The organism is Paraburkholderia sp. (assembly GCF_047605525.1).
Lineage (GTDB): Bacteria > Pseudomonadota > Gammaproteobacteria > Burkholderiales > Burkholderiaceae > Paraburkholderia.
This window is the reverse complement of sequence record NZ_JASGFN010000003.1, coordinates 1-22955: the sequence shown is the minus strand read 5'-3', so window position 1 is coordinate 22955 and position 22955 is coordinate 1. Positions and strand designations below refer to the sequence as shown.

At 63.6% G+C, this 22955-nt stretch carries 20 protein-coding genes; 12 read left to right on the top strand and 8 right to left on the bottom strand.

Translation table 11 applies throughout. The features are described from left to right. Positions 1–92: 92 nt before the first annotated feature. Positions 93–1340 carry an amidohydrolase family protein gene (locus QM685_RS04495; protein WP_415113164.1) on the bottom strand — a complete coding sequence of 416 codons (1248 nt, stop codon included), beginning with the start codon at positions 1338–1340 and terminating at the stop codon, positions 93–95. Positions 1341–1580: 240 nt separating this feature from the next. On the opposite strand from QM685_RS04495, the gene QM685_RS04490 reads away from it, so the two are divergent. From QM685_RS04490 to QM685_RS04475, 4 genes are all read left to right on the top strand, one after another. Continuing rightward, positions 1581–2816, top strand: coding sequence for an amidohydrolase family protein (locus tag QM685_RS04490; RefSeq protein ID WP_415113162.1), 1236 nt, complete (start codon positions 1581–1583; stop codon positions 2814–2816). A 78-nt stretch (positions 2817–2894) separates the two neighbouring features. After that, positions 2895–4214, top strand: a complete 1320-nt coding sequence (locus QM685_RS04485; RefSeq protein WP_415113160.1) for an MFS transporter — start codon at positions 2895–2897, stop codon at positions 4212–4214. 98 nt (positions 4215–4312) lie between these two features. Next, on the top strand, positions 4313–5455 hold the full coding sequence (locus QM685_RS04480) for a branched-chain amino acid ABC transporter substrate-binding protein (RefSeq protein WP_415113158.1): 1143 nt from the start codon (positions 4313–4315) through the stop codon (positions 5453–5455). A 52-nt stretch (positions 5456–5507) separates the two neighbouring features. Then, entirely contained in the window at positions 5508–5696 is a 189-nt protein-coding gene (locus tag QM685_RS04475; RefSeq protein WP_415113156.1) for a 4-oxalocrotonate tautomerase, read from the top strand. Positions 5697–5751: 55 nt separating this feature from the next. Here QM685_RS04475 and QM685_RS04470 read toward each other — a convergent pair whose 3' ends face one another. The 3 genes from QM685_RS04470 to QM685_RS04460 form a co-directional block, all read right to left on the bottom strand. Next, complete coding sequence (locus QM685_RS04470) at positions 5752–6429, bottom strand: GntR family transcriptional regulator (RefSeq protein ID WP_415113155.1); 678 nt, start codon at positions 6427–6429, stop codon at positions 5752–5754. A 123-nt stretch (positions 6430–6552) separates the two neighbouring features. Further along, positions 6553–8016: an NAD-dependent succinate-semialdehyde dehydrogenase gene (locus QM685_RS04465; protein ID WP_415113153.1), complete on the bottom strand. Its 1464-nt coding sequence runs from the start codon at positions 8014–8016 to the stop codon at positions 6553–6555. A gap of 33 nt (positions 8017–8049) precedes the next feature. Next, on the bottom strand, positions 8050–9696 hold the full coding sequence (locus QM685_RS04460; protein ID WP_415113151.1) for a choline dehydrogenase: 1647 nt from the start codon (positions 9694–9696) through the stop codon (positions 8050–8052). A 150-nt stretch (positions 9697–9846) separates the two neighbouring features. On the opposite strand from QM685_RS04460, the gene QM685_RS04455 reads away from it, so the two are divergent. The 5 genes from QM685_RS04455 (at position 9847) to QM685_RS04435 (ending at position 16870) form a co-directional block, all read left to right on the top strand. Then, positions 9847–11028, top strand: a complete 1182-nt coding sequence (locus QM685_RS04455; RefSeq protein ID WP_415113149.1) for an NAD(P)/FAD-dependent oxidoreductase — start codon at positions 9847–9849, stop codon at positions 11026–11028. 36 nt (positions 11029–11064) lie between these two features. After that, positions 11065–12222, top strand: coding sequence for an NAD(P)/FAD-dependent oxidoreductase (locus tag QM685_RS04450; RefSeq protein WP_415113147.1), 1158 nt, complete (start codon positions 11065–11067; stop codon positions 12220–12222). A gap of 279 nt (positions 12223–12501) precedes the next feature. Next, complete coding sequence (locus QM685_RS04445) at positions 12502–13056, top strand: sigma-70 family RNA polymerase sigma factor (RefSeq protein ID WP_415113145.1); 555 nt, start codon at positions 12502–12504, stop codon at positions 13054–13056. Between the two features lie 86 nt (positions 13057–13142). Further along, complete coding sequence (locus QM685_RS04440) at positions 13143–14114, top strand: FecR domain-containing protein (RefSeq protein ID WP_415113143.1); 972 nt, start codon at positions 13143–13145, stop codon at positions 14112–14114. Between the two features lie 239 nt (positions 14115–14353). Then, positions 14354–16870 carry a TonB-dependent siderophore receptor gene (locus QM685_RS04435; RefSeq protein WP_415113141.1) on the top strand — a complete coding sequence of 839 codons (2517 nt, stop codon included), beginning with the start codon at positions 14354–14356 and terminating at the stop codon, positions 16868–16870. 97 nt (positions 16871–16967) lie between these two features. Here the strand turns inward: QM685_RS04435 and QM685_RS04430 are convergent, their stop codons facing one another. Both QM685_RS04430 and QM685_RS04425 read right to left on the bottom strand, forming a co-directional pair. After that, on the bottom strand, positions 16968–17147 hold the full coding sequence (locus QM685_RS04430; protein ID WP_415113139.1) for a hypothetical protein: 180 nt from the start codon (positions 17145–17147) through the stop codon (positions 16968–16970). Between the two features lie 114 nt (positions 17148–17261). Further along, a complete protein-coding gene (locus QM685_RS04425; RefSeq protein WP_415113137.1) occupies positions 17262–18161 on the bottom strand; it encodes a LysR family transcriptional regulator in 900 nt (299 codons plus the stop codon). Positions 18162–18314: 153 nt separating this feature from the next. On the opposite strand from QM685_RS04425, the gene QM685_RS04420 reads away from it, so the two are divergent. Next, entirely contained in the window at positions 18315–19079 is a 765-nt protein-coding gene (locus tag QM685_RS04420) for an SDR family oxidoreductase (protein WP_415113135.1), read from the top strand. A 71-nt stretch (positions 19080–19150) separates the two neighbouring features. Here QM685_RS04420 and QM685_RS04415 read toward each other — a convergent pair whose 3' ends face one another. Continuing rightward, positions 19151–19543, bottom strand: coding sequence for a hypothetical protein (locus tag QM685_RS04415; protein ID WP_415113133.1), 393 nt, complete (start codon positions 19541–19543; stop codon positions 19151–19153). An 85-nt stretch (positions 19544–19628) separates the two neighbouring features. On the opposite strand from QM685_RS04415, the gene QM685_RS04410 reads away from it, so the two are divergent. Continuing rightward, a complete protein-coding gene (locus QM685_RS04410) occupies positions 19629–20132 on the top strand; it encodes a M48 family metallopeptidase (protein WP_415113131.1) in 504 nt (167 codons plus the stop codon). Between the two features lie 37 nt (positions 20133–20169). On the opposite strand, the gene QM685_RS04405 is transcribed toward QM685_RS04410, so the two are convergent. After that, on the bottom strand, positions 20170–22497 hold the full coding sequence (locus QM685_RS04405; protein WP_415113129.1) for an FdhF/YdeP family oxidoreductase: 2328 nt from the start codon (positions 22495–22497) through the stop codon (positions 20170–20172). A 195-nt stretch (positions 22498–22692) separates the two neighbouring features. Here QM685_RS04405 and QM685_RS04400 point away from each other — a divergent pair. Further along, positions 22693–22955: GntR family transcriptional regulator (locus QM685_RS04400; RefSeq protein WP_415113127.1), on the top strand; the 263-nt coding region annotated here is incomplete at its 3' end.

Sequence of the window (22955 nt, the reverse complement as noted above, 5' to 3'; positions counted from 1 at the left end):
GCTTTTCAAAAATATCGTATACGAAAAGTTTTGAAAAAATACGAATTTTTTGGGCCTCGTGAAGAAAGCGAGCCGCGAAGGCCGATCCGTAATCAAGCCGGGGCCGTTATTTCCCCATTGCGTTTGACGAACTTGCCGTCTTTCATCACGACGGGAATATGTCTGCCGTGCTCCCCGAGCACGGCAAGGTCGATGGTCGGGTCCCCCTCCACAATGAGGATATCCGCGATCGCGCCTGGTGCGATCACACCTAGCTGGCCTTGCATGTTCAACACCTCGGCGGCGATGCTGGTCGCCTGGAGAATGACTTCGTAAGGTGAGTAAACCTGGGCGCGCAGTTGCAACTCCTCGCTCTGTCGCTGGTGCATCGAACCGAGCAGATCGGAGCCGTACGCCATCTTCACGTTATGCTTCTGGTAAATCCGCAGCGAATCGAGTCCCTGTTCCAGCACCGTCACATTCTTCTTCTGCGACTCGAGCGGATAGCCCTGTTCCGCGCCTTCGTCTCTCATCGCCACGTAGGTAATCAAGGTCGGCACGGCGAACGCGCCCATCTTCGCCATCAACGCGGCTGCGTCGTCGTCGACCAGGTTGCCATGCTCGATCGTGCGCACGCCCAACGAAACGGCGCGGCTGATCGCCTGCGCCGTGTAGGCGTGCGCCATCACATAGGTTTGATGCGAGCGCGCTTCGGCAACGGCGGCCTTGATTTCCTCTTCCGAGAATTGCAGATTGCCGATCGGGTCCGTCGGTGACGACACCCCGCCGGAGGCCATGATCTTGATCTGCGTCGCGCCCTGGCGGATTTCCTGGCGGATCGCGCGGCGCAACTCGTCGACGCCGTCGACGATGCGCCCGATCGCTCCATACTGCGCGCACGGACAGCTATCGGGCGATCCATATTCCATCCGGGCCCGGAAATCGCCGTGTCCCCCCGTCTGCGACAGCGCCTTGCCGGACGTAAAAAGCCGCGGCCCCACGATCAGGCCTTCGGCGACGCATTGCGCGAGCGCATAGTCCGCGCCGCCGGCGTCGCGCACGGACGTGAAGCCTCGCTCGATCATGCCGCGCAGGATCGGCATCGCGCGGAACAGCGCGAACGCGTTCGGGAGCTTCGCGTTGAGGCCGAGGTTCACCATGCTGGCCATCACGTGAACGTGGCAATCGATCAGGCCCGGCATCAGCACGCGGCCCGCGACATCCACGACTTCGGCGCCTCGCACCGGCAGATCGGCGCCGATCTCGCTGATGCGTCCGTCTTCGACGCGCACATCCAGGCGCGCATCGGGATCGTGATGGGTGGCGTCGACGACGCGTGCATTTCTGAAAAGTATCGACATCGATTTTCTCGCTGGTGAATGAATCGCCGGCTTCGGAGACGGCCGGTTGAAGCCGGTCCGCAACGGACCAGGTGTTTTCCCGACCGGATGCCCGTAACGCTTTTCCGGCTCGCGTTTTTATTATTTCGGCGTGATGTAATGGTATACGATGTTTTTGACGTGCGATACGATCGCTGTATGATTCGAGCTGTAGGAAGCGGATATCCGGCCGGCTTCGGCCAACACTGAGGACGTGGATCGATGGGCAACGCGATCGTGATGCGCAACTTCCGGCTGCTCGACCCGAGACGGTCGACGCTGCTGGATGGGCTGGAATTGCTGATCGAGGATGGCGTCATCGCATCCGTCGGCGAGCGCGTCGGTCAGCCGGACCCGGCCCTGGTCGTCGACGCGGCCGGTCTGACCGTGATGCCGGGGCTGATCGACGCGCACGTTCACATCTACATGAACGAACGGAACATCGCGGCGCTGCGCGACGTGCCGCAAACCTATATGGCGGCCAAGGCGACGGCCGTCATGCGCGGCATGCTGGCGCGCGGTTTCACGACGGTGCGCGACGTCGCGGGCGGCGACTACGGGATGCGCGATGCGGTGAACGCGGGCTTCGTCGATGCGCCGCGGCTTTTCGTCGGCGGACGCGCGGTGAGTCAGACCGGCGGACACGGCGACTTCCGCTCGAAAACCTGGCAGGACGGGTCATGCGGGTGCTGTGCGGGACTCGACATATTCAGCCGCATTGCGGATGGCGTGCCGGACGTCGTGAAGGCGGTGCGCGAGGAACTGCGGCTCGGCGCGGATCACATCAAGCTGATGCTGAGCGGCGGCGTCGCGTCGCCGAACGATCCACTGGAAAGCTTGCAGTTTCGCGACGACGAGATTGCCGCGGCGGTGGACGAGGCGAATCGCTGGGGTTCGTACGTCGCCGCGCATGCGTATTCGGACGACGCGGTACGTCGCGCGATCGAGCTCGGCGTGCGCACGATTGAGCACGGCAACTTCATCTGCGCCGCGACCGCGCGGGACATGGCGGCGAAACATCTGTACCTCGTGCCGACATTGATCGTGTATCACGTGAACCGGACGCTCGGCAAGGAATCGGGCAAAAGCGCAAGCAGTCTCGCGAAGAACGAGAAAGTGTACGAAGCGGGCCTCGAAGCGCTCAGGCGCTGCGTCGAGGCGGGCGTGAAAATCGGCTTCGGCACCGACCTGTCGATGCACACGCAGCACTTCCAGTGCGACGGGCTGCGTTTGCATGCCAAGGCGCAGTCGAATGCCGATGTGATCCGCTCGGCGACGATCGTCAACGCCGAAATCGTCAGGCAGGCGGGCAGGCTCGGTGAACTGATACCCGGCGCGCATGCGGACCTGCTCGTGGTGGACGGCAATCCGCTCGAAGACCTGAGCCTGTTCGACGCTGAGGGAACGCGGTTGCGCGCAATCATGAAGGCGGGGTGTTTCTTCAGGAATACGCTCTGACCGCCATTCCCGATTCGTCCGGAAGGCGCCGGTTTTTTCGCGAACGATTCAACTTCACCTATCACGGCAGGGTATGTCATGAACGATAGCAGCCGCAACATGGCCGCCATCCGAACCGCGGAATCGGGCGGAGGCGCGGCGGCCGGCAGTCTCGACGCTTCCCGCCGGCTCGCGCTTGCGTCCGGCGCATTCGGCAACATTCTCGAATGGTATGACTTCGCGATCTACGCGTACTTCGCGGGCGTCATCGGCAAGACGTTTTTTCCGGGCGAGTCGCCGATCGCTTCGCTGCTGACGTCGCTCGTGGTATTCGGCATCGGTTATGTGGCGCGGCCGCTCGGCAGCATCGTGATCGGACGCTACGCGGACAAACACGGGCGCAAGCCGGCGCTCGTGATGACGATCATCCTGATGGCGTTCAGCACGGTCGCCATCGGTCTCGTGCCGCCGTTCGCGTCGATCGGCATCGCGGCGCCGATACTCGTCACGCTCGCGCGCGTCGTCCAGGGTTTCTCATCGGGCGGCGAAATCACGGGTTCGATGGCGTTCATGGTCGAGTGGGCGCCGCAGAACCGGCGCGGCTTTTACGGCAGCTTCCAGTCCGCGACGGTCGCGGTCGGCATTCTGATCGGCGCGCTGACGGCGACGGCCGTCACGGTGAACCTCTCGGCCGATGCAGCGGCCTCGTGGGGCTGGCGCGTGCCGTTCCTGTGCGGCGGCATCCTCGCGCCGATCGGCTTTTTCATGCGACGCCGCATCAGCCACGAGGCGCCGACGTTCGAGCAGGCGAAGGAACAGCGCGTGTTTCACGCCGGCGCGGTGAAGCAGGCGTTGCGCGCGTTCGGCACGGTGATCTCCTGGACGACCTCGTACTACATCTGCATTCTTTTCATGCCGACGTTCCTGCAGAACTTCGGGCATATCGATCGCGTGACCACGCTGTGGATTTCGTCGGTCACGCTGCTCTATCTCGCGCCCGCCTCGCTGCTGGCCGGTCATCTGTCCGACCGGTTCGGCCGCAAGCCGGTGTTGCTGTGCGCGTGTGTCGGGCTGATCGTGCTGCCGTATCCGCTGCTCAAGCTCGTTATCGACGGCGAGAACATCGCAGCCGTGATCGCCGTGCAGATCGTGCTGGTCACGCTGGTGTCGCTGTTCGGCGGCGCCGGGCCGGCGGCCGTCTCCGAACTGTTCCCGACGCGTTCGCGAACCACGCTGATGGGTATCGGCTACGGTTTCTCGACGGCGATCTTCGGTGGCTTCGCGCCGTTCATTTCGACGCTGCTGATCCAGAAGACCGGCTCGCCGCTCGCGCCGACGGGCTATCTGCTGGTCGCCGCCGTAATCTCGTTCTTCACGATCCTGACGTCGCGCGAGACCGCGCGGGATCCCCTGCGATAGCGACATGGATGCATGAAGGCCCGACGGCCGCCTTCAGCCATGAGCGCATCGGCAACGGCCGCGCATCAATTCTCAAACAACAATAGTCAGGAATGTCCATGAAACCGATCAGGTGTGGTATCGCAGCAGCGTGCGTGCTGGCGTTCTCCGTGTGTCCGCCGGCTCACGCGGACGATCAGGTGATCAAGCTCGGGTCCGCGGCACCGATGACCGGTGCGCAGGCACAGTACGGCAAGGACTTCGAATCGGGCGTCTCGCTCGCCGTCGACGACATGAACGCGACGCATCCGGTCATCGACGGCAAGCCGGCGAGGTTCCAGGTCGAGGTGATGGACGATCAGGCCGATCCGAAGACCGGAACGGTCGTCGCGCAGAAGCTCGTCGACGATGGCGTGAAGGGCATCGTCGGCCACTTCAATTCGGGCGTGACGATTCCCGCGTCCGCCATCTATACGCGAGCCGGGCTGCCGCAGATTTCGACCGCGACCGCGCCCGCCTACACGCGCCAGGGATACAAGACGGTATTCCGCGCGATGACCTCCGACACGCAGCAAGGGAGCGTGATGGGCAAGTACGTCGTGCAGACGCTGAAGGCAAAGCGCATCGCGATCGTGGATGACCGCACCGCCTATGGCCAGGGTCTCGCCGACGAGTTCGAGAAGGCGGCAAAAGCGGCGGGCGGCAATATCGTCGATCGTGAGTTCACGACCGACAAGGCGGTGGATTTCAAGGCCATCCTGACCAGCATCAAGTCGCACAATCCGGACTTCGTTTACTACGCGGGCACCGACGCGCAATCCGCGCCGATGCTCAAGCAGATGCGCACGCTGGCGATTCCGGCAACGTTCGGTTCCGGCGAAATGTCGAAGACGGGCGACTTCCTGAAGATCGCCGGCGCCAGTGCCGACGGCGCGATCGTCACGCTCGCCGGTTTGCCGCTGGAGCAGATGCCCGGCGGCGCGGGCTTCACGCAACGCTACAAGGCAAAGTTCGGCTATGACCCGACCACCTACGCGCCTTACTCGTACGACGGCGCGATGATCCTGATGCAGGCAATGAAGCAGGCCGGCTCGTCGGACCCGACGAAATATCTGCCGGTGATGGCGAAGACGAATCTGAAGGGCGTGACGAGCGATCACCTGTCGTTCGATCAGTACGGCGATCTGAAGGAAGCGACGATCACCGTGTACAAGGCCACCAACGGGCAGTGGCAGCCGGTGACGGTGCTGGGCGGCCGCTGATATCGCGCGACGCCTGCTATAAACGAGTGAAAAATAAGTGAAAGGAGTCGGGATGCCTATCGTTCGAGTCGAACTGTCGCCGGGACGCACGCACGAGCAGAAAGCGCGCTACGTCGAAGAAGTCACGCGGTTGACGGCGCAAGTGCTGAATTGCCCGGTGGAATCGGTGGACGTGATGTTCGTTGAAATCCCGCCGACGGATTGGGCGCACGCCGGGAAGTTTTACGCGCAGCCGAAGTGACGGCTGCCAATGCATCGCGGCACGGCGTTGATCCGTGCCGCGACGCGCTCGCCGATCAGGATGCCCTGGCGTTGCGCTGACTATTGCGGAAGTACCCCTGTACCTCGCGCTGGGTCTGCTCGATATGCTTGCGCAGCAGGCGAACCGCTTCTTTTGCGTCACCGCGTTCACAGGCATCGAGGATCTTCAGATGCTCGTCGTGCGAGCGATCGTGCTGCGCTGCCATCGTCACGCGAAGACGCAGCAGGCGGCCCATATGCTCCTGAACCGAGCGGATCGTCGCGATGAGGCGCGGACGCTCGGCCGCTGCATACAGCGTCTCGTGGAATTCGGCGTTCAGATCGCTCCACTCCCGATTGTTCATCGCCGAGTGATAGGCGGCGAGCAGTTCGCGGGCACGCGCGATATCGGTGGACGCCATGTTCGGCACCGCCAGCTCGAGCGCGCGGCACTCGAGGCCGATCCGCATATCGAGCATCTCGATGTAATCCATCACGGTGAGCGTCGCGACGACGGCGCCCACGTTGGGCGTGAAGCGCACGAGCCCTTCGGATTGCAGCCGCATCAGCGCCTCGCGAACGGGAATCTTGCTGACGCCGAGTTGTGCCGCCACATCGTCCTGGCGGATCGGCGAGCCTTCCGCAAGTTCGCCTTCGAGAATCCTGCGTTTGAGTTCGACGTAAGCGCCCTGCGTGGCGCTCATCGTCTTCTTGACGGGCTTGGTGTGGGCCATTTCCATTCTTCCTTGCTGCTTCCTCGGCGCTTTCCGCGCAGGATCCGTTCACCGGCCTGGCACGAGGCGATGAAAGCACTCAAGAAGTTATACGAAACGCTAGTATTGCATACATCGGTCGCGCTATCTTCCGGCATCTTCCCCGACCAGCGGCAGTTGCCTGTCGGCGATCAGCTTGGTGCGCAGATAGGCGTCGAGACCTTCGATGCCGCTCTCGTGGCCGTAGCCCGATTCGTTGACGCCGCCGAACGGAATCTCCACTTCATGCACGGACGTGCCGTTCACGCCGATCTGCCCGGCGTCGAGCGCCGCGCTCGCGCGTGCCGCGAGCGAACCGTCGCGGCAGAACACGTAAGCGGCGAGACCCAGTGGCAGCGCGTTCGCGCGCGCAATCACCTCGGCGAACGTATCGAATGGCGTGATCGGCGCGAGCGGACCGAATGGTTCCTCCTGCATGACGCGCGCGCGGTCCGGCACGTCGCGCAGTACGGTCGGCGCATAGAAGTAGCCCGCGCGCGAGAGACGCTCACCGCCGGTGACGATGCGCGCGCCCTGGGACAGGGCATCGCGAACCAGCTCGTCGACGGCGGCGAGCCTGCGCTCGGTGATCATCGGTCCGACCTGCACGCCGTCGTCGAGCCCGTTGCCGACGACGAGCTGCCGCGCGCGGGCCGCGAAGCGCTCGACGAACGTCTCGTAGATACGCCGCTGCACGAAGAAGCGCGTCGGCGACGTACACACCTGGCCGGCGTTCCTGAACTTCGCGGCGATCAGCGTGTTGATCGTGTAGTCGAGATCGGCGTCTTCGAATACGAGCACCGGCGCGTGGCCGCCGAGTTCCATCGTGCAACGTTTGAGCGTATTGGCGGCGAGGCGCGCCAGCCGCTTGCCGACTGCCGTCGAGCCGGTCAGCGAAACTTTCTTCGGAATCGGCGAGCGGATCAGATAGTCGGAGATCGGCGCGGGTTCGCCGAACACGAGATTGACGACGCCCGCGGGCACGCCCGCGTCCTGGAAGCAGCGGACGATGCCGACCGCCGTGCCCGGTGTCTCGTCGCTCGGCTTGACGATGATCGAGCAGCCGGCGGCGAGCGCCGCGCCGATCTTCAGCGCGACGTTGCCGGCGGGAAAATTCCACGCGGCGAACCCGAGCGCTGGCCCGACCGGTTCCTTGACCGTGTACTGGCGCAAGCCGGGCACGCGCGCGGGGATTACGCGGCCATAGGCGCGGCGCGCTTCTTCGGCGTACCAGCGCACGGCGTCCGCGCAGAACTGCACTTCACCGAGTGCTTCGGGCAGCGGCTTGCCGTTTTCCTGCGTCATCGTGTGCGCGATGGATTGTTTGCGTGTCTCGATCAGAGCGGCGGCGCGGTTGAGCACGTCGTATCGCTCGATGGCCGGACGCGCTTTCCATTGCTCGAAGCCGCACTGCGCAGCGTCGAGCGCGCGCTCGAGGTCCGCCTCGCCGGCGCATGGCACGGCGGCGATCTGCTCGCCGGTCGCCGGGTTGAAGACCGGCAGGCTCGCGCCTGCGCAGCCGGTCGTCCACTGACCATCGATCAGCAATTGAAGGTTTTCTGCGTACATGGGGATTCCATCAAGGAGGGAAGACAACGGACTTCAGACCGACGCGGTGGCGATCGCGGAGTTGAACCACGGTGCGTTCGACGGCGCGAGCGCGGGGCGTCCGCGCACGTGATCGGCGATCTTCTCCGCCATCATCAGCACGCAGGCGCTCAGGTTGCCGGTCACGATGCGCGGCATCACCGACGCATCGGCGACGCGCAGGCCCGCGAGGCCGCGCACCCGGCCATGCGCATCGACGACGGCATCGGCATCCACGCCCATCCGGCATGTGCCGCTCGGGTGGTACGACGTACCGGTGTTGGCGCGCACGAAGGCTTCCAGCTCGGCATCGGTTTGCGCGTGCGCGCCGGGCGCGAGCTCGTCGCCGCGCACCGCGTCCCATGCCGGCTGTGCGATGATGCGCCGCGCGAGGCGGATCGAGTCGATCATGTCGCGCATGTCGTTGGGGTCGGCAAAATGATGGAACACGATGTCGGGCGCGGCGACGGGATCGGCCGAGCGCAGGCGCACGCGCCCGCGGCTCTTCGGTCTCGACAGATCGAGCCAGAACTGGAAACCCGCAATCGCGACCAGCCGGCCGTTCTTCAGCAGGCGTGTGAGCGGCAGGAATTCGAACTGCAGGTTCGGATAGTCGTAGCGATCACTGCTGCGCAGGAACGCGCCGCTTTCGAAGAAATTGGTGGTGCCGAGCCCCTTTCTGAACAGCATCCATTCGAGGCCCATCTTCGCCTGACCGAGCGGACCCAGTTGCGAGACGAGCGAGTGCTCGCGCGACGTCGCATATTGCAGATTGACGCCTGGATGGTTCGCCAGATTGCGGCTGATCTGCGGCAGGTGCTGCCGCACGTCGATGCCGTGCGGGCGCAGCTCGTCGGCGTCGCCGATGCCCGACAGCATCAGCAGTTTGGGCGAATTGAACGCACCCGCGCACAGGATCACTTCGCGTGTCGCATGCACCGTCACGCGCGCGCCGCGCGCCGAATACTCGACACCGACCGCGCGATCGCCGTCCAGCAGCACGCGCTCGACGAGGGCATCCGGCCGCACGTGCAGATTCGGCCGCCGCGACGCTTCGTCGAGATAGCCGCGCGCCGCCGACCAGCGGCGTCCGCGATGAATATAGGCCTGCGCGACATGCAGCCCTTCCTGGCGATAACCGTTGTGATCTTTCGTCAGCGGAAAACCGAGCTGTTCGCCTGAGCGGAAAAAGCAGTCGTGCAGCTTGTGATCGGCGCCGCAGCGGTTGATGAACATCGGGCCGTCGCCGCCGCGCCACGGATCCGCGCCGCCGCCGAATGTCTCCATGCGCTGGAAATACGGCAGGCAATGCGCATACGACCAGTCGTGCAAGCCGAGGTCGTTGGCCCAGCCTTCGTAGTCGAGCGGGTTGCCGCGGTTGTAGATCATCGCGTTGATGGTCGTGCTGCCGCCGAGCGCCTTGCCGCGCTTTTCGTCGATGGAGCGGCCGTTCAGTTGCGGTTCGGGACCGGCCTCGTATTGCCAGCCAAGCCGCCGGCTCGCGTAGGCGAACGGCAGCGCGGCCGGCATGTCGACGATCAGCGCGCGGTCCGAGCCGCCGGCTTCGATCAGCAGCACGCGGCTCGCCGCGTCTTCGGACAGGCGCGCCGCCATCACGCATCCGGCCGCGCCGGCGCCGACAACTATGTAGTCGTAGTCCATCGTTCGATCATCCTTTGGGGCGCCACGCAAAACGGTTGGCCGGCGATGCGCCCATCGAATTATAGTATTCACTCATATAAAATCGTATACTGTCGAGCAGGATTTTCGCGGGCGCGCCCGCTGCCTGACAACCCAACCTGGACGCATGCAATGACTGACACGGTGGAGCGCGGTTTCGATGTGGTAGTGATCGGCGGAGGCATTCTCGGATCGAGCGTCGCTTACAACATTCTGGCCAAGGCGCCGCACGCGCGGCTATGCGTGGTCGAGCCGGATCCGACTTACGAGTTCGCGTCGGCGTTGCGATCCTCGGGCGGCTGCCGGGTGCAGTTCTCGAATCCGGAGAATATCCAGATGTCGCTGTACAGCCTCGCGTTCATCAAGAACTTCAGCGCAACGATGTCGACGGCCATGCACGACGCGCATGTTGATTGGGTGCAGGGCGGCTATCTGTTTCTCGTGCCGCCGGAAAAAACGGCTCTGCTGGAAAAAAACGTCGAAGCGCAGCGCGCGCAGGGCGCCCACGTCGATCTGCTGACGCCCGCGGAACTGAAAGCGCGTTTCCCGTCGATTCATGTCGACGATCTGGGCGCCGGCGCGCATACGCCCGAGGACGGCTGGTGCGATCCGAACGGACTGCTCTGGGGTTTCCGTCGCAAGGCGATCGAGCTCGGCGCCGAGTATCTGAAGGACAGGGTGGTCGGCGCGCAGGTGTCGGCGACGAGCGCGCGATCGGTCACGCTGAAAAGCGGTGCGACGCTGAAAGCGGAGGCCTTCGTTAATTGCGGCGGCGCATGGGCCGGCGAAATCGCGAAACTGTTCGACATGCACCTGCCGATCGTGCCGATGAAGCGCTTCGAGCACTACTTCACCTGCGGCAACCCGATCGAGCCTCTGCCGTACGTGAAGGATCTGAGCCGGCTCGCGTTCCGCTCCGAGGGCAACGGTTTTTCCGGCGGTCTCGTGGACGGCAGCGTGCGCAGCGGCTTCGATTTCGAGGTCGATCACGACTATTTCGAGAACGTCGTATGGCCGGCTGTCGCGCACCGCTTTCCGCCACTGGAGGCGGCGAAGTGTCATCGGACATGGTCGGGGCTTTACGAGCAGAACGAGCTGGACGGCAATCCGGTGATCGGCGCGTGGAATGCGCGGTTGAAAAATCTCTACACCGTCGCGGGTTTTTCGGGGCACGGCATGATGCATTCGCCGGCGGCGGGGCGCGGCATCGCGGAGCTGATCGTCGATGGCGCCTTCCAGACCATCGATCTCACGCGTCTCGGCTACGAACGCGTGGAGGCGAACGCGCCTTATCGCGAGCTGGGCATCATTTGACGACGCAAAGCCCGTCCGCGACCAGGGGAACATGCGATGACTGATGTAGTGATTGTCGGCGCGGGCGCGATCGGCGCGAGCGTCGCGCTATTCTGCAAGCGGCTCGATCCGGGGCTCGATGTCACGGTGATCGACCGTGCTCCGTCAGACGACTTTTCGTCGACCGCGCGCTCGGGCTCGGGCGGCGCGCGGCGTTTGTTCTGCTGCCCGGAGAACATCGCGATGTCGGCGTACAGCATCGGGTTCTTCAAGCAACTGGATGCGACGGCGCAAAGCGAGCTTGAACGCGTCGACTGGTGCGAGCGCGGGTATCTGTTCATCGTGCCGCCCGAGGGCATCGCACTGCTCGAATCGAACCACAAGACGCAGCGGCGGATGGGCGCGAACGTCGAACTGTTGTCGCCACGGGAAACGGCGCGGCGCTTTCCGATGCTGCGTACAGATGATCTGGGCGCCGCCGCCTGGTCGCCCGAAGACGGCTGGTTCGATCCGCGGAAGTATCTGCGCGTGATTACGCATCTCGCGCAACAGGCCGGCGTGCGCTTCGTCACCGACGCGGTGTGCGGATTCGATAGGCAGGGCGGTCGCGTCGTCGCGGCGCGCCTGAGCTCGGGTAACGCGGTGAGGGCCGAATACTTCGTCAATTGCGCCGGGCCTTGGGCGGGCAGCGTGAGTGCGCTGGTCGACATGCCGTTGCCGGTCAATCCGATGCGCCGCTTCGAACATGTCTTCACCGCCGACACCGCTCATCCACAGATGCCCTACGTCAAGGACCTCGCGGGTCTCGCGATTCGTTCGGCCGGCAACGCCTATTCCGGCGGGCTCGTGAAAACGCATGTGTCGCGTGGCTTTTCGCAGACACTGGACGAGAGCTGGTTCGACAGCGCGGTGCGGCCCGCGGTCGAATGGCGCTTTCCCGGACTGGGGCGGCCGAGGCTCACGCGCTCATGGGCGGGACTCTACGAGCAGAACGACTTCGACGGTAACGCGATCATCGGCCGGTGGAGCGGTCGTTGCGAGAACTTCATCGTCGCGGCGGGCTTCTCCGGACACGGGCTGATGCATGCGCCGGCGGCGGGTCTTGCCGTCGCGGAGCTGATCGTCAAGGGGCGATACGAGACGCTCGATTTGACCAGCTTCGGCTATGCGCGCGTGCAGCGTGAAGAGCCGTATCGTGAGCGGGGCATCATCTGATGTGAGGGTTGGGTTCGTTGCTGGCAATCGCAACTCTCACCGTCGTCGAATGAGCTTTCGCGACCCGTTTCAGTCCTTGGCGCAAGTCGCCGGCAACACCTGCTGCCGGATTTACTTCGGACAGTCGCAAGTGGCTATCCGATGACGGCTTTACTGTCAAGAGAAACGCGCAACCTGTGAACGGCGCTTGATTTCGTTGATCAATCGATGCGGAATAGGTTATAAACGATACTTATTCTCATTTGCGTCGCCGCGCGACCCTGCTGGAAAGGCCATCCGATGTCCGCCGCCGACTATCCGGTGCAGCCTACGCTGCACACGCTCTACCACGATCATCATCGCTGGCTGTTCGACTGGCTTCGCCGCCGGCTGGGGAATGCGGCCGACGCCGCCGATCTCGCGCACGACACCTTTGTTCGTCTGATGGTGCGTGCCACGGCGCCTGAAGTGCACAGTTTCGCCGAGGCGCGCGCGTATCTGCGCACCTCGGCGCAGAACCTGTGCATCAATCTCTGGCACCGCCAGGAAATCGAGCGCGCCTGGCTGGAGACGCTTGCTGCCTGGCCGGAACCGGCCTATCCCTCGGCCGAACGTCAGGCCATCGTGCTGGAAGCGCTGGCGGAAGTCAGCGCGATGCTTTACGCGCTGCCCGAAAAGGCGGCGCAGGCGTTCCTGCTGGCCGTGGCTTTCCAGATGACCGACGACGAAGTGGGCGCGCGCCTTGGCGTGTCCGGGCGGATGGTGCGCAAATACGTCGCGAAGGCGATGTTCAGCTGCCTGCAATTGCACGCGCGCGACACCGCCGAGGCATTGCGCGAAGACCTCGAGGGGTAGCGGACCGCGTGCCGGCGACGCGAAAACGCATCCGCGACCGATGCCTGGCTTTCCCATTCAACGATGCCTGGCTTTCCCATTCAAGAATGACACCACGACCTTCCCACGCCACCCTGCAAGCTGCCGCCGAATGGTATGCGGTGCTGCGCAGCGGCGACGCCACTCCCGGGGAAAAGGCGGACTGGCAATCCTGGCTCGATGCGTCGAGCGAGCACCGCACGGCGTGGCGCTACATCGAGCAGATCAGCAAGTCTTTTGCCGCCTTGCAGGACATGCCGGACCCGATGCGGGCGAGCGAATCGCTCGTCGAAGCGAACGCGCGCGTACATCGCCGCCGCCGCGCGCTGCTCGGCATCGCCGGGTTGCTGGGCGTGGGCGGTCTCACGGGCCTGATCTGGCGCCAGTCGCCCGGCACGCTACTGGCATGGGCCGCCGACTACCGGACCGGCACCGGTGAACAGCGCGACGTGTTCCTGCCCGATGGCACGCATGTCTGGATCAACACGGCTACGGCCTTCAATCTCGCATTCGATGGGGCAATACGCGAGGTGAAGCTGGTACGCGGCGAGGTCTTCATCGAGACCGCTCACGATGCGACGCGCCCCTTCGTCGTGTCTACGTCGGAGGGCCGCCTGCACGCGCTGGGAACGCGTTTCAACGTGCTCCAGGGCGACGACGCGACCTTGCTGAGCGTCTACGAAGGCGCGGTTGAAGTCACGCTGCGCGACAGTGACCAGCGCACGATGGTCCCCGCCGGGCATCAGATCCGCTTCACCCGGGACCGCATCGGGTGGGCGCAGGAAGCCGATCCGGCGCGTGAAGCCTGGACTCGCGGCGTGCTGATCGCGCGCGACATCACGCTGGGCGAATTCGTCGAGCAGCTCCAGCGTTACCGCTCCGGCCACCTTGGTGTCGCCGGCGAGGTGGCCGGCTTGCGGGTGTATGGCAGCTTTCCGCTGCGCGACACCGATCGTGCGATCGCCATGCTCGCGACAGTGCTACCCGTGCGGGCGCATGAAACCCTGCCGTGGTGGGTCACCATCGTCGGCAATCAGTAGCGTCGCGCACGTCTCGCGCTCGAGAAAAATTTTCAGAAAGTGGTTCCGGATTTTGTTCTCTCGATGGTTTTACAGATTGAGAGAGATCCAGGTTGCTCCAGCCACTCGATGATCGCCGGTGCGCATGGCGCCGGCACGCGCCGCATTCGCGCGCTCCTTTGCGGGATCACAGGCAGCTCCACGGGCACCGGTATTGGCGATCACCGCCGATCTCGCCTTTCACGCCACAGGAGCCCTTCATGCCAAACTGGTCCGCTACTCCGGATTCCCGATTCATCGCCGCCAGCGCGCGCCGCTCGCGTGCGCGACGGCCGCTCGCCCTCACCGTGCACATGCTCATGGCCAGCGGGGCGTTCGCCGTCGCGTCGTGGGCGCCCGCCGCGCATGCGCAAACCGCGGCGGCGGCTCCCGCCAGGCAGCGTTATGACATTGCCACCGGCCCGCTCAGCCAGGTCCTGACCACGTTCTCCGCCCAGGCGGGCATCTACGTCGTCGGGGCGACGGATCTTGCCAAAGGCAAAACGAGCCCCGGTCTGCACGGCGCGTATTCGGTGGGCGGTGCATTGCAGGCGCTGCTCGCCGGAACGAGCCTCGCGGCGGTGCCGCAGGCCGACGGAAGCTGGTCGCTCGAAGCCACGTCCGACAGCGTGGACGACGGCACGCTGCCCGCGATCAGCGTGACGGGCAGCGCGTATGCGGCGCAAGCAGCAAACGCCGTCAATCCACCGACGACGGTCGGGTCGAAGGACGCGTTGAGCGCACGGGAAATTCCACAGACGGTGAGCGTGGTCACGCAGCAGCAGATCCGGGCGCTTTCCATGCGCACGGTCGACGATGCGATGCGCTTCGCACCTGGTGTGACCACCGAAGTCAATCAGCCGGGATTCACCAGTTACTACAGCCGCGGTTTTCCCATCAGCACAATCCAGTTCGATGGCGTGCCGACCGGGGTCACTACCAGTGGGATTTCGGGTCCAACCGAGGGGTTGGCCGCTTACGACCGGGTCGAGGTACTGTATGGGCCGTCCGGTATCCTGAACGGTTTTGGCGGTGAGGGCGGCATCCTGAATCTGGTCCGCAAGCGTGCGCCGAGCCAGTTCGAGGCTTCGGCCCAGGTCTCGGCGGGCACTTATACGAACGGCGACGTACAGGCGGACGTCGGCGGTCCGCTTAACGCGGCGGGAACCCTGCGCGGCCGTTTCGTGGTCGACGAGCAATACCAGCACGAGATGCAGGACTCCACGTGGAAGCGTGACCAGCAGTTCTACGGAACGCTCGAAGCGGACGTGACGCCGACCACCCTGGTGCGTGCCGGTGTGAGCTATACCGACATCTATGGCAAGCTCATGTATGGGCTGCCGAACAACATCGATTATACGAACCTGAACATTTCCCGGTCCGCCTATCTCGGGCCGGACTGGAACTGGTTCTCGAACCAGCGCACCAATGCATTTGCGGGAGTTGAACAGAAACTGGGAGCGGGATGGAGGGCGAAGCTCTCGTACAACTTCATGCGTACGACCACCGACGTGCTGACGGGCGCGATCATCACGAACGATTCCGTGACCAACCTGAGTAACCGCTATAGCGTTAACACGGCCGACACCAACACGCAGAACGCGATCGACCTCTATGCGAGCGGACCGTTCACCCTGTTCGGGCGTACACACCATTTGACGGTCGGCGCGAGCTATCTGCATACGAACGACGTCACCAACCAGTACCTCATCAATCCCGACACCGGACTGGACTTCGAAGGGGACATCACCGCTCCGCTCTATGACAATTCGGCTTATTCGAATGCGTTCGCGAGTGGCCCGCAAAACGACGTGACGGCGACATCCACGCAGTACGGCATCTACGGCAACGCGCGCTTCAGCCTTGCCGACCCGCTTACGCTGGTGGTGGGCGCACGCGTGACGTGGTGGGACGGCGAATCAGTGCCGAGCTCGGATCCGAACAACAATTTCTTCGGCAACACGGCAACGCACGATCACCTGTCGGCAAAGTTCAGCCCGACGGTGGGCCTGCTTTACGATCTCAACGACCGTCACACGTTCTATGCGAGCTATGCGTCGATCTTCCAGCCGCAGGCGACCGATGAAACGGTCTCGGGCCAGGTGATCAAGCCGCTCGAGGGCTATCAGGTCGAAATCGGCGAGAAGGGCGAGTACCTGGGCGGCCTGCTCAGCACGAACGTCGCGTTGTTCCATATCCGCGAGAAGAATCGCGCGATGGGTGATCCGCTCAACCCGGGCTTCGACATCGCGCAAGGGCAGGCGCAGTCCCAGGGCGTGGACCTGCGGGCGATTGGTCAGTTGACGTCGAACTGGAAGGTCGCGGCCGGCTACACCTATGCAAACTGGCGCAATTACGACGACAGCTTCACCGCGCACCAGGGCTTCTCCGTGGTGACGCCGAAGCACCTGTTCAAGTTCTGGACCAGCTACAACCTGCCGGACCAGTTCTACCGCTGGACGATAGGTGGCGCGCTTTACGTGCAGAGCAGCACCTCCTACACGGACAAGAACGGCTTCCTGTCGAATAACACGACGTCGGGCGGCACGTTGACGGCAGGTGGTTACGCGACGGTGGACGCAAATATCGGCTACCAGATCAACAAACACCTGAGTGCGTCACTGCTGGTGACGAATCTGTTCAATCGGAAGTACATCTCGTCGCTGACGACGGGCGGCCCCGGCACCTACTACGGCGATCCCGCCAAGGTGCTGTTCACACTTCGCGCGACGATGTAGTGACGTGGCCGCCGGGTCAGTGTTGGCCTCGCCAGGACGATGCACATGTGGTCCCCGATGGCCGTGTGCGTCTCCGGAGGCCGGCCGGATAGTTCATTCAGATCCGCGGGTTTTGCACCGTCACTTCGGGATAGCTCTCGACACAGGATTCGCCGTCGCAGCCGAAATAACCGGCGCATCGGCGAATCAGGCCGACGTCGTATCGAAGCACGCTGGCAATTCGCGCGCCCAGCAGAAACTCGGGAAACGTGGTTTGACCTGCCTGATCGGCGCGCAACACTGCGTTCGGCAACTCGCGATTGAATGATGCAGTGGCAGGGCTCGTCGCATCCTTGTCGGCCGCACACCCTCGCGCTATAGAGTTTTGCATTACCGTGGCCAACCCGGAGCGTCAGGTCGCATCCCAATATGGCGGACTTCCGAACGCTTCCCGCAGCCAGACCGCCAGCGCGCGAAGCTTCGCCGAAGGACGCTGGCCATCCGGGTGCGCGATGTAGATGAACTCCGTTTCCGCCTCGATGCCGATATCGATGGTTATAAGGACGCCGGACCTGAGCGCATCGCCTACGATGAACATGGGCAGCAATGCGATACCCAAACCGGCAATGGCGGAATCACGCATCATATCGCCGTTGTTCAGCACCAGGCCGGATCGACCGTGCACTACTGTGGTCTGACCTTGCTGGACAAAGCGCCAATCCGCTCGTCCCCGGTTCATGTAGAAAATTCCCCGGTGCCCTTCCAGTTCAGCCGGAGAAGTCGGCTGGCCAGATTGGGCGACGTAGGACGGCGCCGCCACCAGCACGCGCCTGCTGGTCGCCAGTCGCCAGGCCACGAGGTAGGAATCGGCTATGGAACCGTGGCGGATGACCGCATCGAAGCCGTCCGCATTCGCGTCCACCCGACGGTCGTTCAGGTCCAGGGTGAGCCGTATCTCAGGATGCAGAGCCAGGAACGAATAGAGCGCCGGCCCCAGATGCATACGGCCAAAGGTCACGGGCGCGGAAATTCGCAATGGGCCGCTCAGCGAACCTCTGCGTTCGGCCAGATCGGCAGTTGCCTCCTCCACCTCCCGCGTGATGCGGATCGCCCTCGCGAGGAAAGCCTTGCCGTCTTCGGTCACGGTCAGCTTGCGGGTCGTCCGCTGCAGCAGACTCGTGCCCAGCGTCTTCTCCAGCTCCACCAGCCGCTCGCTGACCACAGAGCGCGACACTCGCAGCCGACGTGCCGCCTCACTGAGCGAGCCGCTCTCCACCACGGACACAAAGGTGGCAATACCCTCGAGCTTCATGATTGTTCGGGTTTTCCGAAATGCTGGTGTGGGAATTGAAGGCTACTCCGGCGAATTGCGCAAGCCCATACTTGCGGCATTCCCATTGGTCCCAGGCATCCCGCCGTGGGATCGGATCGTCCGCCGGCATTTACTTTTGAATGGAGAACCATCATGGGACGTTTGACCAGCAAGGTAGCGCTCGTCACCGGCGCCAGCTCGGGCATCGGCCGAGCGACTGCCAGACTGTTCGCCGCTGAAGGCGCCAGGGTAGTCATTGCGGCGCGCCGAGCGGTGGAACTTGAGGCGCTCGCCGCGGAGATCGTCGGCGAAGGCGGCGAAGCCGCGTATCTGGCGGGTGACGTGCAATCGGAAGACTTCGCGAAGGCGTTGGTCGCACTCGCGGTGAGCCGCTTCGGTCGTCTGGATATCGCTTACAACAACGCCGGTACGCTGGGCGAAATGGGCCCGACCACGGGTATTTCCGAGGCCGGCTGGAATGCCGCGCTGGCGACCAATCTGACCAGTGCCTTCCTCGGCGCGAAGCACCAGATTCCCGAAATGCTGAAGCAGGGCGGTGGTTCGATCATCTTCACGTCGACGTTCGTCGGTTACTCGTTCGCGTTTCCCGGTACCGCGGCCTACGCGGCAAGCAAGGCCGGGCTGATCGGCTTGACGCAGGCACTCGCCGCCGAGTACGGCGCGCAAGGTATACGCGTCAACGCGGTGTTGCCGGGCGCTGTGGACACGGAGATGTATCGCGGCATGAACGACAGCGATGAATCGCAGGCGTTCGTGACCGGGCTGCATGCGCTCAAGCGCGTCGCCAAGCCGGAAGAACTGGCGCGTTCGGTGCTGTATCTCGCGTCGGACGATTCGTCGTTCGTGACCGGCACTGCCTCACTGGTCGATGGCGGTGCATCGATTACACGTACGTGAACCTCCCGGCGGCGTCCGGCGTTCAAGACTCGATTTCATCGTATTTGCTCCATCCATTGAAAGGGAGTCATTCATGGACCTGAATCTGACATGCAAACTCGCATTTCCGGTTCTACCTCAAGGGAATCAAACTCAATAAACAATTCAGCGCCCAGTGTGGCCTGCACAAATGCAATGTTTTTCAACGGCTTCCCTTCCCCCCAGGAATAGGATTTATCCAGCAACGCGAGTGCCTTCCGGTACTCGTCCGAATTGAAATCGGTCAGTACCTTGATTGAGTAAATAATGTTCTGTATCAGAAAATCGTTGACCCAACATCGGGTAGCCCCGGTAAACGACAGCCGTACCCGGTCTTTCCTGTTGTCGAACATCAGGCGAAGGTCGACTACCTGTCTGTCCATGTCTGCTGCTATGCCGAGCAGATACCAGTCGTGAAACGATTCGTATTGTTCGATGATTTTCATCTTTGTCCGTCCAATGACCATGGTTGTCGATACGCAGGACTATGCGTAATATCTGGCCTCAAAACCAGCCACCCCCCCATCTTTCATGTCTTCGCTGAAATACCTCACCGGCTATCCCGCACCGCTGCAGGAGAAGGTGAGAACCCTGATCGCCGGCGACCAGCTCGGTTCCTACCTCGCGCGGAAATACCCGAACACGCACGACGTGCAAACCGATCGCGCGCTATACGAGTACTGCACGGAGCTGAAGCGCGAACATCTGCGCGGCGCGGAGCAGATCGACAAGGTCATTTACGACAGCAAGCTCGACGTCGTGCGTCACGCGCTCGGCCTGCACACGAGCATTTCGCGCGTGCAGGGCGGCAAGCTGAAGGCGAAAAAGGAAATCCGCGTCGCGTCGCTGTTCAAGTCCGCGGCGCCGGAGTTTCTGAAGATGATCGTCGTGCACGAACTCGCTCATCTGAAAGAGAGCGATCACAACAAGGCGTTTTATCGGCTGTGCGAGTTCATGCAGCCGGGCTACCACCAGATCGAATTCGATCTGCGCCTCTATTTGACGCAGCGCGATCTGACGAAGAAAACCGCTTGAAACGCGTAGCGCGCGTCTCAACCTCAGGCGGCAAACCTCACGCCGCCACGGCCTCCACCGCCGACGCCGTCAACAACACCGGAATCGACTTCGAAGTCGGCGTGCCCGCGCCGTCCGCGACCGACGAGAGCGGCACGAGCGGATTCGTCTCCGGATAGTACGCACCCAGGCAGCCGCGCGGAATGTCGTACTCGACCAGCAGAAACCCGTCCACGCGGCGCTCGATGCCATCGGCCCACACGCTCGTGATATCGACGCGCTGACCGGCCGCGAAACCGAGCATCGCGAGGTCGTCCGGATTGGCGAACAGCACGCGCCGCTGGCCGTACACGCCGCGATAGCGATCGTCGAGTCCGTAAATCGTTGTGTTGTATTGATCGTGCGAACGCGTGGTCATCAGCGTCATCAGCCGTTCGCCGTATCGCTTGCGCGCCTGATGAATCGGCGTGTCGAGCGCGATCGCGTGCGCGATGAACTGCGCCTTGCCGCTCGGCGTTTTCCACACGCGCTCGCGCGACGCGACGCCGAGATGGAAACCGCCCGGTTGCTTCAGGCGCTCGTTGTAGTCCGCGAAACCGTCGATCACCTTCGCGATGCCGTCGCGAATCAGCGCATAGTCCGCCGCATGCGCGAGCCAGTCGACCTTGTCGCTGCCTAACGTTGCATGTGCGATACGCGCGACGATCGCGATTTCCGACAGCAGATTGTCCGACGCCGGCTTGTTCATCCCGTACGAGATGTGCACCATGCTCATCGAGTCCTCGACGCTCACGCCTTGCGGCACGCCGTTCTGCAGATCGATCTCGGTGCGTCCGAGCGTCGGCAGGATCAGCGCGTCGCGGCCGTGCACGAGGTGGCTGCGGTTCAGCTTCGTCGTCACGTGCACGGTCAGATCGCACGCGCGCATCGCGTTCCACGTGCGCGGTGTGTCCGGCGTCGCGATCGAGAAATTGCCGCCGAGGCCGATGAACACCTTCACCTTGCCGTCGAGCATCGCCTGAATCGTATTGACGACGTCGAGCCCGTGCTCGCGCGGCGGCGCGAAATCGTAGGCCGCGCCGAGCCTGTCGAGAAACGCGTCGGTCGGTTTTTCCTCGATGCCGACCGTGCGGTCGCCCTGCACGTTGGAGTGGCCGCGCACCGGACACAGCCCGGCGCCGCGCCGGCCGATATTGCCGCGCATCATCATCAGGTTCGACAGCAGTTGCACGGTCGCGACCGAGTTCTTGTGCTGCGTGAGGCCCATGCCCCACGTCGAGATCACCGCGCGGCCCTTCACATAGATGTCGGCGAGTTTCAGCACGTCGTCGAGCGGCACGCCCGCTTCGGCGACGATCGTATCCCAGCGCTCGGCGCGCAGATCGTCGGCGAAGGCGGCGAAGCCGACCGTGTGTTCGGCGATGAAATCGACGTCGAGCACGCGATCGAGGCCCGACGCGAGCGCTTCGTCGTCGAGTTCGAGCACGCGCTTGGCGACGCCCTTGATCAGCGCGAAATCGCCGCCGACTTTCGGGCGAATGAATACCGAGCTGATGCGCGTGCTGCCCATCGTCAGCATTTCGACCGGATGCTGCGGGCTCGCGAAGCGTTCGAGTCCGCGTTCCTTCAGCGGATTGATCGACACGATCGTCGCGCCGCGCTTCGCGCATTCACGCAGTTCGCCGAGCATGCGCGGGTGGTTGGTGGCCGGATTCTGGCCGAAGATCAGCAGCGTGTCCGCGTGTTCGAAGTCGTCGAGCGTGACCGTGCCTTTGCCGATGCCGACCGTGTGCGGCAGGCCGCGACTCGTCGCCTCATGGCACATATTCGAACAGTCGGGGAAATTGTTGGTGCCGTACATGCGCACGAACAACTGATACAGGAACGCGGCTTCGTTGCTCGCGCGGCCCGACGTATAGAACGCGGCGCGGTTCGGATCGTCGAGTCGCTTCAGGTGACGCGCGATCAGTTCGAACGCGTCGTCCCAGCCGATCGGCACGTAGCGGTCGCGCTTTGCGTCATAGACGAGCGGATCGGTCAGGCGGCCGTGCTGCTCGAGTTCGAAGTCGGATTGCGTCATCAGTTCGGCGACGCTGTGCTGCTCGAAGAATGCGGGTGTCACGCGCTTGCTGGTCGCCTCCGCGGCCACCGCCTTGACGCCGTTTTCGCAGAATTCGAACGTCGACGCATGCTCGCGGTCCGGCCACGCGCAGCCGGGGCAGTCGAAGCCGTCGGGCTGGTTCTGCTTGAGCAGCGTGCGATAGTTGCCGCCCGCGACCTTTTCCTTCAACAGGTTGATGGCGACGTATTTCAACGCGCCCCAGCCCGCGGCGGGGTGCTTATAGGGTTCGATGCGCGGTTCGGCGCGAGCTTCGTTCTTCTTCATGGTGTAACGATGGGGTGAGACTCGAGAGGCTTTTCCAGACGGTGCCCGCAAGCGTACTGTGTTCCCAAAAGCGCGCTGGATACAGAAAAACGGAAAGAAGAGGAGTACAGTTGCGTGGCGTTGCCCCTGGCCGGGTGCTTCGGCGATTCCCGCCCATTCCCATTCCATGCAGACCGCCCCACGCCGACCCGCCCCGTGAAACTCTACGAAAAGCTCGCCGACGAGATCACCGAAGCCGTGCGCCGCGGCGTATTCGCGGCCGGCGAGCGGATTGCCTCGGTGCGTCAGGCGAGCCAGCAGCACGGCGTCAGCATCAAGACGGTGCTGCATGCGTATGCGCTGCTGGAGAGCCGCGGCATCGTCGAGACGCGGCCGCAGTCCGGTTACTTCGTGCGCGACGCGGCCGCGAAGGCGCTCGCGCCGGCCGCGCCGCGCGCCGGCCGCCAGTCCGCGCCACC

Excerpts from the sequence above, each read along its gene's own strand:
- QM685_RS04455 (WP_415113149.1), top strand. The coding sequence starts at position 9,847 with ATGACTGACACGGTGGAGCGCGGTTTCGATGTGGTAGTGATCGGCGGA.
- QM685_RS04480 (WP_415113158.1), top strand. The coding sequence starts at position 4,313 with ATGAAACCGATCAGGTGTGGTATCGCAGCAGCGTGCGTGCTGGCGTTC.
- QM685_RS04495 (WP_415113164.1), bottom strand. The coding sequence starts at position 1,340 with ATGTCGATACTTTTCAGAAATGCACGCGTCGTCGACGCCACCCATCAC.
- QM685_RS04425 (WP_415113137.1), bottom strand. The coding sequence starts at position 18,161 with ATGAAGCTCGAGGGTATTGCCACCTTTGTGTCCGTGGTGGAGAGCGGC.
- QM685_RS04465 (WP_415113153.1), bottom strand. The coding sequence starts at position 8,016 with ATGTACGCAGAAAACCTTCAATTGCTGATCGATGGTCAGTGGACGACC.
- QM685_RS04410 (WP_415113131.1), top strand. The coding sequence starts at position 19,629 with ATGTCTTCGCTGAAATACCTCACCGGCTATCCCGCACCGCTGCAGGAG.
- QM685_RS04490 (WP_415113162.1), top strand. The coding sequence starts at position 1,581 with ATGGGCAACGCGATCGTGATGCGCAACTTCCGGCTGCTCGACCCGAGA.
- QM685_RS04435 (WP_415113141.1), top strand. The coding sequence starts at position 14,354 with ATGCCAAACTGGTCCGCTACTCCGGATTCCCGATTCATCGCCGCCAGC.
- QM685_RS04450 (WP_415113147.1), top strand. The coding sequence starts at position 11,065 with ATGACTGATGTAGTGATTGTCGGCGCGGGCGCGATCGGCGCGAGCGTC.
- QM685_RS04440 (WP_415113143.1), top strand. The coding sequence starts at position 13,143 with ATGACACCACGACCTTCCCACGCCACCCTGCAAGCTGCCGCCGAATGG.
- QM685_RS04405 (WP_415113129.1), bottom strand. The coding sequence starts at position 22,497 with ATGAAGAAGAACGAAGCTCGCGCCGAACCGCGCATCGAACCCTATAAG.
- QM685_RS04445 (WP_415113145.1), top strand. The coding sequence starts at position 12,502 with ATGTCCGCCGCCGACTATCCGGTGCAGCCTACGCTGCACACGCTCTAC.
- QM685_RS04485 (WP_415113160.1), top strand. The coding sequence starts at position 2,895 with ATGAACGATAGCAGCCGCAACATGGCCGCCATCCGAACCGCGGAATCG.
- QM685_RS04460 (WP_415113151.1), bottom strand. The coding sequence starts at position 9,696 with ATGGACTACGACTACATAGTTGTCGGCGCCGGCGCGGCCGGATGCGTG.
- QM685_RS04475 (WP_415113156.1), top strand. The coding sequence starts at position 5,508 with ATGCCTATCGTTCGAGTCGAACTGTCGCCGGGACGCACGCACGAGCAG.
- QM685_RS04420 (WP_415113135.1), top strand. The coding sequence starts at position 18,315 with ATGGGACGTTTGACCAGCAAGGTAGCGCTCGTCACCGGCGCCAGCTCG.
- QM685_RS04470 (WP_415113155.1), bottom strand. The coding sequence starts at position 6,429 with ATGGCCCACACCAAGCCCGTCAAGAAGACGATGAGCGCCACGCAGGGC.
- QM685_RS04415 (WP_415113133.1), bottom strand. The coding sequence starts at position 19,543 with ATGAAAATCATCGAACAATACGAATCGTTTCACGACTGGTATCTGCTC.